The sequence below is a fragment of the Pseudomonas sp. FW305-28 genome (assembly GCF_017351395.1).
Classification (GTDB): domain Bacteria; phylum Pseudomonadota; class Gammaproteobacteria; order Pseudomonadales; family Pseudomonadaceae; genus Aquipseudomonas; species Aquipseudomonas fluorescens_AA.
The window spans coordinates 1-13,764 of sequence record NZ_JACNDD010000062.1; the positions used below are offsets into that span (position 1 = coordinate 1).

13 protein-coding genes and 1 tRNA gene are annotated in these 13,764 nt (G+C 60.7%); 5 read left to right on the forward strand and 9 right to left on the reverse strand.

Annotated elements, in window-relative coordinates; translation table 11 throughout:
- Nucleotides 1-356 precede the first annotated feature (356 nt).
- From J4E53_RS15860 to J4E53_RS15900, 9 genes are all read right to left on the reverse strand, one after another.
- Nucleotides 357-1,565, reverse strand: a complete 1,209-nt coding sequence (locus J4E53_RS15860; RefSeq protein ID WP_103309087.1) for an MFS transporter — start codon at nt 1,563-1,565, stop codon at nt 357-359.
- Nucleotides 1,566-1,846: 281 nt separating this feature from the next.
- Nucleotides 1,847-2,947 carry a redox-regulated ATPase YchF gene (ychF, locus tag J4E53_RS15865; protein ID WP_060740647.1) on the reverse strand — a complete coding sequence of 367 codons (1,101 nt, stop codon included), beginning with the start codon at nt 2,945-2,947 and terminating at the stop codon, nt 1,847-1,849.
- Nucleotides 2,948-2,969: 22 nt separating this feature from the next.
- Nucleotides 2,970-3,554 carry an aminoacyl-tRNA hydrolase gene (gene pth / locus J4E53_RS15870; RefSeq protein ID WP_003185374.1) on the reverse strand — a complete coding sequence of 195 codons (585 nt, stop codon included), beginning with the start codon at nt 3,552-3,554 and terminating at the stop codon, nt 2,970-2,972.
- Between the two features lie 166 nt (nt 3,555-3,720).
- Entirely contained in the window at nt 3,721-4,323 is a 603-nt protein-coding gene (locus J4E53_RS15875; RefSeq protein ID WP_060740648.1) for a 50S ribosomal protein L25/general stress protein Ctc, read from the reverse strand.
- 142 nt (nt 4,324-4,465) lie between these two features.
- Entirely contained in the window at nt 4,466-5,407 is a 942-nt protein-coding gene (locus tag J4E53_RS15880; RefSeq protein WP_003171603.1) for a ribose-phosphate pyrophosphokinase, read from the reverse strand.
- Nucleotides 5,408-5,454: 47 nt separating this feature from the next.
- A tRNA-Gln gene (locus J4E53_RS15885) sits at nt 5,455-5,529 on the reverse strand.
- Between the two features lie 37 nt (nt 5,530-5,566).
- On the reverse strand, nt 5,567-6,418 hold the full coding sequence (ispE, locus tag J4E53_RS15890) for a 4-(cytidine 5'-diphospho)-2-C-methyl-D-erythritol kinase (RefSeq protein WP_103309089.1): 852 nt from the start codon (nt 6,416-6,418) through the stop codon (nt 5,567-5,569).
- Between the two features lies 1 nt (nt 6,419).
- Nucleotides 6,420-7,037, reverse strand: a complete 618-nt coding sequence (gene lolB, locus J4E53_RS15895; protein WP_060740650.1) for a lipoprotein insertase outer membrane protein LolB — start codon at nt 7,035-7,037, stop codon at nt 6,420-6,422.
- A 4-nt stretch (nt 7,038-7,041) separates the two neighbouring features.
- Nucleotides 7,042-8,766: a tetratricopeptide repeat protein gene (locus tag J4E53_RS15900; protein WP_060740651.1), complete on the reverse strand. Its 1,725-nt coding sequence runs from the start codon at nt 8,764-8,766 to the stop codon at nt 7,042-7,044.
- 172 nt (nt 8,767-8,938) lie between these two features.
- Here J4E53_RS15900 and hemA point away from each other — a divergent pair, with 172 nt between their 5' ends.
- From hemA to murI, 5 genes are read left to right on the forward strand one after another with little or no spacing between them, the layout of a single operon-like run.
- Nucleotides 8,939-10,228, forward strand: coding sequence for a glutamyl-tRNA reductase (hemA, locus tag J4E53_RS15905; protein ID WP_092172160.1), 1,290 nt, complete (start codon nt 8,939-8,941; stop codon nt 10,226-10,228).
- Complete coding sequence (gene prfA / locus J4E53_RS15910) at nt 10,225-11,307, forward strand: peptide chain release factor 1 (RefSeq protein WP_060740653.1); 1,083 nt, start codon at nt 10,225-10,227, stop codon at nt 11,305-11,307. The genes hemA and prfA overlap by 4 nt, the downstream gene beginning before the upstream one ends.
- A gap of 14 nt (nt 11,308-11,321) precedes the next feature.
- A complete protein-coding gene (prmC, locus tag J4E53_RS15915; RefSeq protein WP_103309091.1) occupies nt 11,322-12,152 on the forward strand; it encodes a peptide chain release factor N(5)-glutamine methyltransferase in 831 nt (276 codons plus the stop codon).
- Nucleotides 12,146-12,901 (forward strand): molybdopterin-synthase adenylyltransferase MoeB, encoded by a 756-nt coding sequence (locus J4E53_RS15920; RefSeq protein WP_060743134.1) that lies wholly within the window; start codon nt 12,146-12,148, stop codon nt 12,899-12,901. Before prmC ends, J4E53_RS15920 begins: the two co-directional genes overlap by 7 nt.
- Nucleotides 12,894-13,685, forward strand: coding sequence for a glutamate racemase (gene murI / locus J4E53_RS15925; RefSeq protein ID WP_103309093.1), 792 nt, complete (start codon nt 12,894-12,896; stop codon nt 13,683-13,685). Before J4E53_RS15920 ends, murI begins: the two co-directional genes overlap by 8 nt.
- Nucleotides 13,686-13,764 lie beyond the last annotated feature (79 nt).

Here is a 13,764-nt window from a genome sequence, read left to right on the forward strand (position 1 = left end):
CACTGCTATCGCGAGCAAGCTTTGCTCCCACAGGGATTTGCAGTGGCCGAAAATCTGTAGATCGTCAGCGACCCAATGCGTGTGAGCTTGCTCGCGAAGGCGAGGGTACATTCAACGCAGATGCAAGCTGATCCACTGCTATCGCGAGCAAGCTTTGCTCCCACAGGGATTTGCAGTGGCCGCAAATCTGTAGATCGTTCCCGATCCAGTGTGGGAGCGAGCTTGCTCGCGATGACGGTGGTTCAGTTACATAAATGCCGGAGTGAGGGCATGCCGAGCCCTAGCGAGGCACCGAGTGGCGGCCACACTGAATGGATTCTGGAAATCGAGGCATGCATCAAGTCCAGTCATGCACCTCACTGGAAGGTGATTTCGTGACCAGTTGCAGACGAAGCGCGCAGTGTACGCAGCCCTGCAAACACTATCAGCACCATGGCCAGGCCCGCGACAATCGCGACGCCGAACCCTGTCTGGGCGCCACAGGCGTCGATGACCAAGCCCGCCAATACGCCGCCGAGCGCTACGCCGATGCTGACGCCGGTCGACATCCACGTAAACCCTTCGGTGATCCTGGAAGGCGGAACAATCATCGTACCGAGATTCATGATGATGACCATCGTTGGCGCAAACGACATGCCTGCCAAAAATAGCATTCCGGAAAGGACATAGACGTTCGGTGAAAGAATGGGCAACACAGCAGTGACCGCCGTTACCAGCGAGCCGATAAAAAACTGCTGATCAATCGGCATGGAAGCCCTTAAGGCGCCGAACGTCAGGCCAGCGATCAGTGAGCCGAGGGCATAGGTTGCCAGGATGAAGCTGGCAGACGCCGGCCAGCCCTGTGCGTTGGCGAAGGCGACAACCGCCACGTCAACGGATCCTCCAATGACGCCCATCGCCAACAGTGCCAGCACGATGGTAGGAACGCCGGGGATAAGCAAGGCCGACCCTGTACTCCTCGCCGTGCCCACGACCACCTTCGGTTCCGTCTGCCGCTGCATGAGAAACGCCGTCACGCCGACTATCAACAACAAGACCGCAGCAAGGGGCCCGGCTTGGGCGAAAAAACTGATGCTCAAACCAATGGCAAGTGGTGGGCCGATGACAAAGGCCAGTTCAGTTATAACGGTATCCAGGGAAAAGGCTGTGTGTAGCTGTGGCTTGCCACGGAAAAGTTGTATCCAGCGTGCCCTTATCATGGCGGGCATGCTTGGCATCGTGCCCGCCAATGCCGCGAGAATGAACAGTAATGTGACCGGAGCGCTCATATACACGGCAATGATCAGCGCGAGCAGCATACTGGTGCTGAAGGCCGCCAAAGGCGGTAGAACCTGGCGTTGCCCCCGCCGGTCGACAAGTTTCGATACTTGCGGACCGATAAGCGCAGTCGCCAGGGTGTAAGTACCGGCGACCGCGCCTGCCAGCCAATAAAGTCCTGTCTGCTGCACCAACATGGTGATGATGCCAATGCCGATCATTGCCTGTGGCAGACGGGCAATGGCGCTCGTAATCACTAGCCCGATGGCGCCCGGGGCGGAGAAAAGTTCGCGGTAGGGGTTTGCCATGATGCTTCCTTTATCATGTGACACTGATGAATAACCCGCTGCCTGTGACACAAACTGATGGGACGGCAAACCGGCGGCTGGTCATTTGAGCACGCCTGCGAATGGGCCGTTACACGTTATTTGGGCAGGCCAGTTATTCAAGCAAACGAAGCCCAGGCGGAGGCGGGCGACGGATTGATATCGGACGGTTCTGAATTGCAACGAGATGCTCCAACGCAAAAGCCCCGCATCGCGGGGCGATAACGGGGCTTTTTGGATACTGCGTGGAGCGGCGTGGCGGGTTAGACGTTAAAGCGGAAGTGCATCACGTCGCCATCCTTGACGATGTATTCCTTGCCTTCCAGACGCCACTTGCCGGCTTCCTTGGCGCCCGCTTCACCCTTGTACTGGATGAAATCCGAGTAGGCGATGACTTCGGCGCGGATGAAGCCTTTTTCGAAGTCAGTGTGGATCACACCGGCGGCTTGCGGTGCGGTGGCACCCACGCGGACGGTCCAGGCGCGCACTTCTTCGACACCGGCGGTGAAGTAGGTCTGCAGGTGGAGCATCTCGTAGCCGGCGCGGATCACGCGGTTCAGGCCAGGCTCTTCCAGGCCCAGGGCCTCGAGGAACATGTCTTTCTCTTCACCGTCGTCCAGCTCGGCGATTTCCGCTTCGATCTTGTTGCAGACCGGAACGACCATGGCGCCTTCTTCTTCGGCAATGGCCTTGACCACATCCAGGTGCGGGTTGTTCTCGAAACCGTCTTCAGCGACGTTGGCGATGTACATGACCGGTTTGGTGGTCAACAGGTGGAAGCCCTTGATCACCAGCTTCTCGTCGGTGCTCATGTTCTTCATCAGGCTGCGTGCAGGCTTGCCTTCGGTGAAGTGGGCGATCAATTGTTCCAGCAGGCCTTTCTGGACGACCGCGTCCTTGTCGCCGCCCTTGGCGTTGCGGGCAACTTTCTGCAGTTGTTTTTCGCAGCTGTCGAGGTCGGCGAAAATCAGTTCCAGGTCGATGATTTCGATGTCGCGCTTCGGGTCGACGCTGTTGGAGACGTGAATCACGTTCTCGTCTTCGAAGCAGCGCACCACGTGGGCGATGGCATCGGTTTCACGGATGTTGGCCAGGAACTTGTTGCCCAGGCCTTCGCCTTTCGACGCGCCAGCCACCAGGCCTGCGATGTCGACGAATTCCATGGTGGTCGGCAGGATGCGCTTGGGGTTGACGATAGCCGCCAAGGCTTCCAGGCGCGGATCGGGCATCGGCACGATGCCGCTGTTCGGCTCGATGGTGCAGAAGGGGAAGTTCTCGGCCGCGATACCGGATTTGGTCAGGGCGTTGAACAGGGTGGACTTGCCGACGTTAGGCAGGCCGACGATGCCGCAATTGAATCCCATGGTGTTTCCCCTCGGATAAGTGTCAGGCCTTCTGGCTGTGCAGGTTTTTCATCGCGCGGTTCCATTCACCGGCGAGGATATCCGGCAGCACGCCGAGGGCAAAGTCGATGCTGGCATCGAGTTTTTCCTGTTCGGCGCGAGGCGCACGACCCAGGACAAAGTTAGAAACCATACTGGCAACGCCCGGGTGGCCGATGCCAAGCCGCAGGCGGTGAAAGGTATTCTGATTACCCAGTTGCGCGATGATGTCGCGCAACCCGTTGTGACCGCCATGGCCGCCGCCTTGCTTGAGCTTGGCAACGCCCGGAGGCAGGTCGAGTTCGTCGTGGGCCACCAGGATTTCTTCAGGCTTGATGCGAAAGAAACCGGCCAATGCCGCCACGGCCTGGCCGCTGCGGTTCATGTAGGTGGTGGGGATCAACAGGCGAACATCCTGACCCTGGTGCGAGAAGCGCCCGGTCAGGCCGAAATACTTGCGATCGGCCGCGAGGCTGACGCCTTGTGCGTGCGCGATGCGCTCAACAAAAAGGGCCCCTGCGTTATGCCGGGTCTGTTCGTATTCAGCGCCTGGATTTCCCAGGCCAACGATCAGTTTAATGGCAGTCACGATAGGGGCCCTTCCTGGAGTGTGGATAACAATGTCGCAATCAGGCGGTGTTGCGACAGTGGACGAAAATGGCGGATTTACCGTTGAGTAAACTTCGCGTTCTCGCCCGCTGTCTCGCTACGTTCCAGTCCGCGATGTTTCCGGTCACTCCGGCGACAGAGTGAAATTACTCTGCAGCGCCTTCTTCAGTGGCTTCTGGAGCAACACGTGGAGCGTGGACGTTGGCAACAGCCTTGTCATCGCCGTGTGCCAGAGCAACAAACTCAACGCCTTTAGGAGCCTTGAGGTCGGACAGGTGAATGATCGTGCCAACTTCGGCGTCAGCCAGGTCGACTTCGATGAATTCAGGCAGGTCTTTCGGCAGGCAGGAAACTTCCAGCTCGGAAGTCACGTGCGAGATCTCGCCGCCTTTCTTGACCGGAGCAGCTTCGTTGATGAAGTGCACTGGAACAACAGCAGTCAGCTTCTGACCGGCAACAACGCGGACGAAGTCAGCGTGCATCACGTGGCCTTTGGCCGGGTGACGCTGCAGGGCTTTGATCACGACGTTTTGCTTGGTGCCGCCAACGTTCAGCTCGATGATGTGGCTGTAGGCCGCTTCGTTTTCGAGCAGTTTGGCAACTTCTTTGGCCAGCATGCTGATGGACTCAGGGGCTTTGTCGCCACCGTAGACTACAGCTGGAACCAGGCTTGCGAGACGACGCAGGCGGCGGCTCGCACCTTTCCCCAGGTCGGAACGCACTTCAGCATTCAGAGTAAAATCGTTCATGTTGTATCTCCAAAATAGCCATGACCGAGTGACGTTTGCGACCAGCGTCAGGCACGGTATGGGCAAAAAAGCCCCGCCCCGACAGGTGATGTCGGGGCGGGGCGCTTTTCGTCAACGAGATGTCCTGGGAAGGGCAGGGCCCTTAGCGGAACATCGCGCTGATCGATTCTTCATTGCTGATGCGGCGAACCGCTTCGGCAACCACCGGTGCGATATCCAGTTGACGGATACGCGCACAGGCTTGTGCTGCAGCGGACAGCGGAATGGTATTGGTCACCACCAGCTCGTCCAGCACGGAATTTTCAATGTTCTCGATTGCCCGACCGGACAGCACAGGGTGTGTGCAGTAGGCAAAGACCTTGGCAGCGCCATGCTCTTTCAGGGCCTTGGCCGCGTGGCACAGGGTGCCGGCGGTATCGACCATGTCATCGACCAGGATACAGGTGCGCCCTTCGACGTCGCCGATGATATGCATCACTTCGGAGTGATTGGCTTTCTCACGGCGTTTGTCGATGATACCCAGATCCACGCCCAGGGATTTGGCAACAGCCCGTGCACGCACGACGCCGCCAATGTCCGGGGACACGATCATCAGGTTTTCGAAGCGCTGGTCTTCAATATCATCCACCAGGACGGGGGAGCCGTAGATGTTATCCACGGGAATATCGAAGAAACCCTGAATCTGGTCAGCATGCAGATCAACCGTGAGGACACGGTCGATGCCGACTACGGTGAGCATATCAGCCACGACTTTCGCGCTGATGGCCACACGTGCGGAACGCGGACGGCGATCCTGACGGGCATAACCAAAGTAAGGAATAACAGCAGTGATACGAGTAGCCGAGGAACGGCGGAAGGCATCAGCCATCACGACGAGTTCCATCAGGTTATCGTTGGTCGGAGCGCAAGTCGGCTGAATAATGAAGACGTCTTTACCGCGAACGTTTTCATTGATCTCGGCAGTGATTTCGCCGTCGGAAAATTTACCGACAGAAATGTCACCGAGAGGGATATGCAGCTGACGTACGACACGCCGAGCCAGATCGGGGTTGGCGTTCCCCGTAAAGACCATCATCTTGGACACGCGCAGTACCTGAAGGCTGAGGGTATACCTGGATGAGTATAGGAAAATGGCAGGGGCGGCTGGATTCGAACCAACGCATGGCAGGATCAAAACCTGCTGCCTTACCGCTTGGCGACGCCCCTGTATCTGTTGCTGCGAGTGCCCAGCACTCGATTCCTTTTAGAGCAGGTCTTGCAGCTTGCGATGCAACATCGAAACGTTGCTTCCTTTTGCTACAAACCCTGTAAGGGTCTCTGTAAGAAGGGCCGAGACTTTATCAGCTTCAGCTTTGCTTGGGAAGCCCCCAAACACACAACTTCCAGTTCCGGTGAGTTTTGCTTCGGTAAATTTACCTAACAAATTCAAAGCGTTACGAACATCTGGATAACGCCTTGCTACCACCGGTAAGCAGTCATTTCGACTGTTTCCCTTGGGAACGGGGCGCACTTTAATGGGAGGAGAGTTACGTGTCAACAGTGGATCTGAAAAAATTTCTGCTGTACTTACAGATACTTGCGGCACCAGCACCAAGTACCAGGGTTCCTCGGGTTCCACTGGGGTGAGTTTTTCCCCGACGCCCTCGGCGAAAGCGGCGTGGCCACGCACGAAAACCGGCACGTCGGCGCCCAGCGTCAGGCCCAGGGCAGCCAGGCGATCGATGTCCCAGCCAAGCTGCCACAAATGGTTGAGGCCCAACAAAGTCGTCGCTGCATTCGAGCTGCCGCCACCGATGCCGCCGCCCATGGGCAGGATTTTTTCGATCCAGATATCGATGCCCAGCGTACAACCGGATTGCGCCTGGAGTTGTTTCGCGGCCTTGACGATCAGGTTGCTGTCGTGGGGCACGCCTTCGAACTCGGTGTGCAGATGAATCACGCCGTCGTCGCGCACGGCGAAGGTGATGTCGTCGCCGTAGTCCAGGAACTGGAAGATCGTCTGCAACTCGTGGTAGCCGTCCGGACGACGGCCGAGGATGTGCAGCATCAGGTTGAGCTTGGCCGGGGAGGGCAGGGTCAGGCGTGCAGCGGTCATGTCATTGCCCCAGCTTGCGCGGCTGCCATTGCTTGATCACCAGCGTGACGTCGAGGTCGCTGCCGTGCAACTTGATGCGTTCTGGCAGCCAGTAGCCGTTCTGCTGGGCATAGCTGAGGTATTCGATCTGCCAGTCATCCTGTTCCAGGTTGGACAGGCGGCTGTCGGCATCGAGGGTCAGGCGACTTTTACTGTCCGGCGCTGGCAGCCCGCGGACCCACCAGGTCAGGTGGGAAACCGGCAGTTTCCAGCCCAGTTGCTCTTCCAGCAGCGCTTCGGGGCTCGGGGCCTCGTAGCGTCCCTGATTGGCGACTTCCAGGGAAACCTGGCCCGGCCGGCCAGTCAGGCGGGCCGCGCCGCGCCCCAGTGGGCCCGACAGGCGAATGTCGTAGTAGTCCTGGCGTTGCAGCCAGAACAGCGTGCCGCTGCCCGAGTCTTTCGGGGCGCGGATGCCGATCTTGCCGTCGATCTGCCAGCCGTCGAGGCCGCTCAGTTGTTGCTTGTGCTCGCGCCACTGGGCCTGGTTGCCCTGGCCCTGGACGGATTCACGGGCGCCGAAGCCCGCACAACCGGCGAGCAAGGCAATGAAGCTGAAAACGATGAGATGGCGCAAAAACATAATCTTAAAGGGTCTCGGATCCGGTCAGGCGTTTGATGGTGCTGCGCAGGATAGGGCTGTCCGGCTGATCCTTGAGGAATCGGCTCCAGATCTGCCGGGCTTCGCGTTGTTTGCCGTTGGCCCACAGGACCTCGCCCAGGTGAGCGGCGACTTCCTGGTCGGGAAAGCGCTCCAGGGCCTGGCGCAACAGGCGTTCGGCTTCGTCGAGATTGCCCAGGCGGAAATTCACCCAGCCAAGGCTGTCGAGTACCGCCGGGTCTTCCGGATTGATCTGGTGGGCCTGTTCGATCAGCAGCTTGGCTTCGTCATAGCGGGTGGTGCGATCCGACAAGGTGTAGCCCAGGGCATTGAGGGCCATGGCGTTGTCCGGGTCACGCTGGATGATCAGGCGCAGGTCCTTTTCCATCTGGGCCAGGTCATTGCGTTTTTCCGCCAGCATGGCGCGGGTATACAACAGGTTCAGATCGTCCGGGTACTGCTTCAAGGCTTGCTGCAGTACGTTCCAGGCCTTGTCGCCCTGATTGTTGGCCGACAGGGTTTCGGCTTCGATCAGGTACAGCTGGATGCCGTAGTCCGGCTGGGAGTCGCGTTGTACCGCGAGGCGGCTCTGGGCATCGGCGGTCTTGCCATTGCTGATCAGGATATCGGCCTGGCGCAACTGCGCCGGCAGATAGTCGTTGCCCGGGCCGACCTGGGCGTACTCGATCAGTGCGCTCTCGGGGTCGTTGCGTTCTTCGGCGATGCGACCCAGGTTCAAATGGGCCGAGTCGACATGACTTTCCCGGGCGATCAGGTCTTCCAGGTAACCCTTGGCCTCTTCCCAAGCCTTGGCTTCCAGGCAGACCAGCGCCAGGGAATAGCGCAGCTCGTCGTCTTCCGGGTATTGCTGGACCAGGCTGGAGAACTCCACCTTGGCGTCGTCCATGCGGTTGTTTTCCACCAGCATGCGGGCGTAGGTGAGGCGCAGGCGTTTGTCGTCCGGGTACTTCTTGATGCTTTTTTCCAGCAGCGGCAAGGCCTCGTCGCCGCGGTTCAAGCCTTGCAGCAGGCGGGCGCGCAGCAGGATCGGCGCCACTTCGCCGGCTTCCGGCGGGTTGTCTTCCAGCAGGGTGAGGGCGCCCTGGGTGTCGCCATCCTGTTGCAGCAGCAGGGCCTTGCCGAAAATCAGCTGGCCGTTATTCGGGTGGCGCTGCAACAGGCGATCGAAGCTTTTCATCAGGCCGTTGCGGGTTTCCTGGTCGGTGTCGGCGGCCGACAGCGCCAGGAAGTCGAAATGGGTGTCGCCCTTGCCCAGCAGGACTTTCTCCATATAGACCATGGAGTCGTCGTAACGCCCGGCCCGGGCCAGTTGCACGGCGGCGGCGCGCTGCGCTTCCAGGTCATCGGGGGCATTCCTGGCCCAGATCAGCGCGGTATCCAGCGCGGGCTGGTCGGCGCCCAGGTATTCGGCAATGCGAAATGCCCGTTCGGAGATGCCCGGGTCCTGGGTATTGATGGCCTGGGTCACGTAGTTGTCCAGCGCAATGTCGAAGCGATTGCGCTGGCCTGCCAGTTCGGCGCTCAACAGGCTGAAGATGGTTTCTTCGCTGAACGAGCCATAGACCTTGGGTTTTTCAGGGGCCTGCACACTGTCTTCGACTGGCGGCGTACCGTCTGTCGAAACGGGGGCCATGGACTGGCAGCCGCTGAGCAAGGCAAGGGCGAGGAGCAACGCGGAAGATCTATTCATATAGGAAGAGGACGACTAACCTGCGGTCGGATCATCATGACACAAGCGTTGGGTCAAACATAACCGCCCCGTCGATTTACAACCCAGGGCAAGGCGATAGAGATCGAGTGGTTGTTCTGAATCTGACGAAGTAGGACAATTGCCGGCTTCACGTCACCATCAGCGACCTTGAATGGCCTTCCTTGCACTCGGTATTAACCACAAGACTGCTTCAGTAGACGTCCGCGAGCGCGTGGCCTTTACGCCTGAGCAGCTGGTTGAGGCCCTGCAGCAGCTCTGCCGACTCACCGACAGCCGCGAAGCTGCGATCCTCTCCACCTGCAATCGCAGTGAGCTTTATATAGAACAGGATCACGTTTCGGCCGATTCAGTGCTGCGCTGGCTGGCCGAATATCACAACCTGAGCCTTGAAGAGCTGCGCGCCAGTGCTTATGTGCACGAAGACGATGCGGCCGTTCGTCACATGATGCGCGTCGCCTCGGGGCTCGACTCGCTGGTGCTGGGCGAGCCGCAGATTCTCGGCCAGATGAAGTCGGCCTACGCCGTGGCCCGCGAGGCTGGCACCGTCGGCCCGCTGCTGGGGCGCTTGTTCCAGGCCACCTTTAATGCCGCCAAGCAGGTGCGCACCGACACCGCCATCGGCGAGAACCCGGTGTCGGTGGCGTTCGCCGCCGTCAGCCTGGCGAAACAGATTTTCAGTGATTTGCAACGCAGCCAGGCGCTGCTGATCGGCGCCGGCGAGACCATCACCCTGGTCGCTCGCCATCTCCACGACCTGGGTGTGAAACGCATCGTCGTTGCCAACCGGACCCTGGAACGGGCCAGCACCCTGGCCGAACAGTTCGGTGCCCATGCGGTGCTGCTGTCGGACATTCCCGCTGAGCTGGTGCACAGCGACATCGTCATCAGTTCCACCGCCAGCCAGTTGCCGATCCTCGGCAAGGGCGCCGTGGAAAGTGCCCTGAAGCTGCGCAAGCACAAGCCGATTTTCATGGTGGACATCGCCGTTCCCCGGGACATCGAGCCAGAAGTCGGCGAGCTGGACGACGTTTACCTCTATAGCGTCGACGACCTGCACGAGGTGGTGGCCGAGAACCTCAAGAGCCGGCAGGGCGCAGCCCAGGCGGCGGAAGAGATGATCGGCGTCGGCGCCGAGGACTTCATGGTGCGCCTGCGCGAGCTGGCGGCGGTGGATGTGCTCAAGGCCTATCGTCAACAGAGCGAACGCCTGCGCGACGAGGAGCTGCAAAAGGCCCAGCGCCTGCTGGCCAACGGCGGCAGTGCCGAAGAGGTGCTGGTGCAACTGGCCCGCGGCCTGACCAACAAGCTGCTCCACGCCCCCAGTGTCCAGCTCAAGAAGCTGACAGCCGAAGGCCGCCTCGATGCGCTGGCCATGGCCCAGGAACTCTTTGCCCTCGGTGAGGGCTCACCGGATAGCTTTTCGGATAAAAAACCGCAATGAAAGCGTCACTGCTCAACAAACTGGACATCCTCCAGGACCGTTTCGAAGAATTGACCGCCTTGCTGGGCGATGGCGAAGTCATTGCCGACCAGAACAAATTCCGCACCTATTCCAAGGAATACGCGGAAGTCGAGCCGATTGTCGCCACCTATAAACAGCTGCTTAAAGTGCAGGGCGACCTCGAAGGCGCCCAGGCGCTGCTCAAGGACAGCGACCCGGACATGCGCGAAATGGCCGTGGAGGAAGTGCGCGAAGCCAAGGAACAGTTGCTCGAACTGGAAAGCAACCTGCAGCGCATGCTGCTGCCCAAGGACCCGAACGACGGGCGCAACGTGTTCCTCGAGATCCGTGCCGGCACCGGCGGCGACGAAGCGGCGATTTTTTCCGGCGACCTGTTCCGCATGTATTCGCGTTATGCCGAGCGTCGCGGTTGGCGGGTGGAGATCCTGTCGGAGAACGAAGGCGAGCACGGCGGCTATAAAGAAGTCATCGCCCGGGTCGAAGGCGACAATGTCTACGGCAAGCTGAAGTTCGAATCCGGCGCCCACCGCGTGCAGCGCGTGCCGGCCACCGAGTCCCAGGGGCGCATCCACACCTCGGCCTGCACCGTGGCGGTATTGCCCGAGCCGGACGAGCAGGAAGCCATCGAGATCAACCCGGCGGACCTGCGGGTCGACACGTACCGTTCCTCCGGCGCGGGCGGCCAGCACGTCAACAAGACCGACTCGGCGATCCGCATTACGCACTTGCCCTCGGGCATCGTGGTCGAGTGCCAGGAAGAGCGTTCCCAGCACAAGAACCGTGCGCGGGCCATGGCCTGGTTGTCGGCCAAGCTCAACGACCAGCAAACCAGCGCCGCTGCCAATGCCATCGCCAGCGAACGCAAATTGCTGGTGGGTTCGGGCGATCGTTCCGAACGGATCCGCACCTACAACTTCGCCCAGGGCCGGGTCACCGACCATCGCGTCAACCTGACCCTGTATTCCCTGGACGAGATCCTGGCCGGTGGTGTCGATGCGGTCATCGAGCCGTTGCTGGCCGAATACCAGGCCGACCAGTTGGCGGCGATTGGCGAGTAAGCACAGGTGAATAAATGACCATCATCGCCAGTCTGTTACGCGCCGCCGAGCTGCCGGATTCGCCCACGCCACGGCTGGATGTCGAGTTGTTGCTGGCCGCTGCCCTGGGCAAGTCCCGCAGCTTCCTGCACACCTGGCCCGAGCGGATCGTGCCCAGCGAGGCGGCGTTGCTGTTCTCCGAATACCTGCGTCGCCGTCGCTCCGGCGAGCCGGTGGCCTACATCCTTGGGCAACAGGGTTTCTGGAAACTCGACCTGGAAGTTGCGCCCCATACGCTGATCCCGCGTCCCGACACCGAACTGCTGGTGGAAACCGCACTGGCCTTGCTGCCCGCGACACCGGCCCGGGTCCTGGACCTGGGCACCGGCAGCGGCGCGATTGCCCTGGCATTGGCCAGTGAGCGTGCGGCCTGGAACGTCACGGCGGTCGACCGGGTGCTGGAGGCCGTGGCCCTGGCCGAACGCAATCGCCAGCGCCTGGACCTGCGTAATGTCACGGTGTTGAGCAGCCATTGGTTCAGCGCTTTGGAAGGCGAGCGTTTCCAGTTGATCATCAGCAACCCGCCGTACATCGCGGCCAGCGATCCGCACCTGGCCGAGGGCGACGTGCGTTTCGAACCGGCCAGTGCCTTGGTGGCCGGGCCGGACGGGCTGGATGATCTGCGCCAGATCGTGGCCCAGGCGCCGGTGCACCTCGAACCGGGCGGCTGGCTGATGCTCGAGCATGGTTACGACCAGGCCGAGGCAGTGCGCGACTTGCTGAGCGCCCAAGGGTTTGTTGACGTCCACAGCCGCAAGGACCTGGGCGGCCATGAGCGTATCAGCCTGGGGTGCCTGCCGTGCTGAACGATCAGGAGCTGTTGCGCTACAGCCGGCAGATACTGTTGCAGCATGTCGACATCGACGGCCAATTGCGTCTCAAGCAAAGCCGCGTGTTGATCATCGGCCTCGGCGGGCTCGGCGCTCCGGTGGCGTTGTACCTGGCCGCGGCTGGCGTGGGCGAGATGCACCTGGCGGATTTCGACAGCGTCGATCTGACCAACCTGCAACGCCAGGTCATTCACGACACCGACAGCGTCGGCCTGAGCAAGGTCGATTCGGCGATGCGGCGCCTGGGAGCGATCAACCCCGAGGTTCGGTTGGTGCCTCACCGGGCCGCCATGGACGAAGACAGCCTGGCCGCAGCAGTCGCGGCGGTGGATGTGGTGCTCGACTGCTCGGACAATTTCTCGACCCGCGAAGCGGTGAACGCAGCCTGTGTCGCGGCGGGTAAACCGCTGGTCAGCGGCGCGGCGATTCGCCTGGAAGGGCAGTTGTCGGTGTTCGATCCGCGCCGCCCTGAAAGCCCTTGCTACCACTGCCTCTACGGCCACGGTAGCGAAGCCGAGCTGACCTGCAGCGAAGCCGGTGTGATCGGGCCGCTGGTGGGGTTGGTGGGCAGTCTGCAAGCCCTTGAGGCCTTGAAGTTGTTGGTCGGTTTCGGCGAGCCGCTGGTGGGACGACTATTGCTGATCGACGCCCTGGGCACGCGTTTCCGCGAATTGCGGGTCAAGCGCGACCCGGGGTGCAGTGTCTGTGGTGGCTCGCATGAATGACGCACCGGTGGGCGTGCTGGACTCGGGCGTCGGCGGGCTGTCGGTGCTGGGCGAGATCCGTCAGTTGCTGCCCAATGAGTCGCTGCTGTACGTGGCTGACTGTGGGCACATTCCCTACGGCGAGAAGAGCCCGGAATACATCCGACAGCGCAGCACGATCATTGCCGACTTTCTCTTCAGTCAGGGCGCCAAGGCGTTGGTGGTCGCCTGCAACACCGCAACGGTGGCCGCGGTCGCCGATCTGCGACGCGATTTTCCTCGCTGGCCGATCGTCGGCATGGAGCCGGCGGTCAAACCGGCGGCCGCCGCAACCCGCAGCGGTATCGTCGGGGTGCTGGCGACCACCGGCACCTTGCAAAGCGCCAAATTCGCCGCCTTGCTCGACCGTTTCGCCACCGATGTGCGCGTCATCACCCAGCCGTGCCCGGGCCTGGTCGAGTTGATCGAAGCGGGGGACCTGCACAGCCAGGCCCTGCATCAACTGTTGCAACACTACGTCGAGCCGTTGCTTGCAGCCGGCTGCGATACGCTGATCCTGGGCTGCACCCACTATCCATTCCTCAAGCCTTTGCTCAAGGACATGATCCCAAGGCACATCAGCCTGATCGACACCGGCGCCGCCGTGGCCCGGCAACTTCAGCGCCTGTTGGCCGAACGTGGGTGGCTGGCAGAGGGGGCGCCCCATGAAACGCAATTCTGGACTAGTGCAGACCCGATACATTTGAGAAAAATCCTACCGCTGCTATGGCATTCGTCTGGCGTTGTGCGAAGCTTCGAACTGTAAGAAAAACGTGAAAATTGTGTGAAACGGGCTGAACTTCTGTTTTACCGCGGATTTCTATAGCTTTGTCTGTTTGTAACTA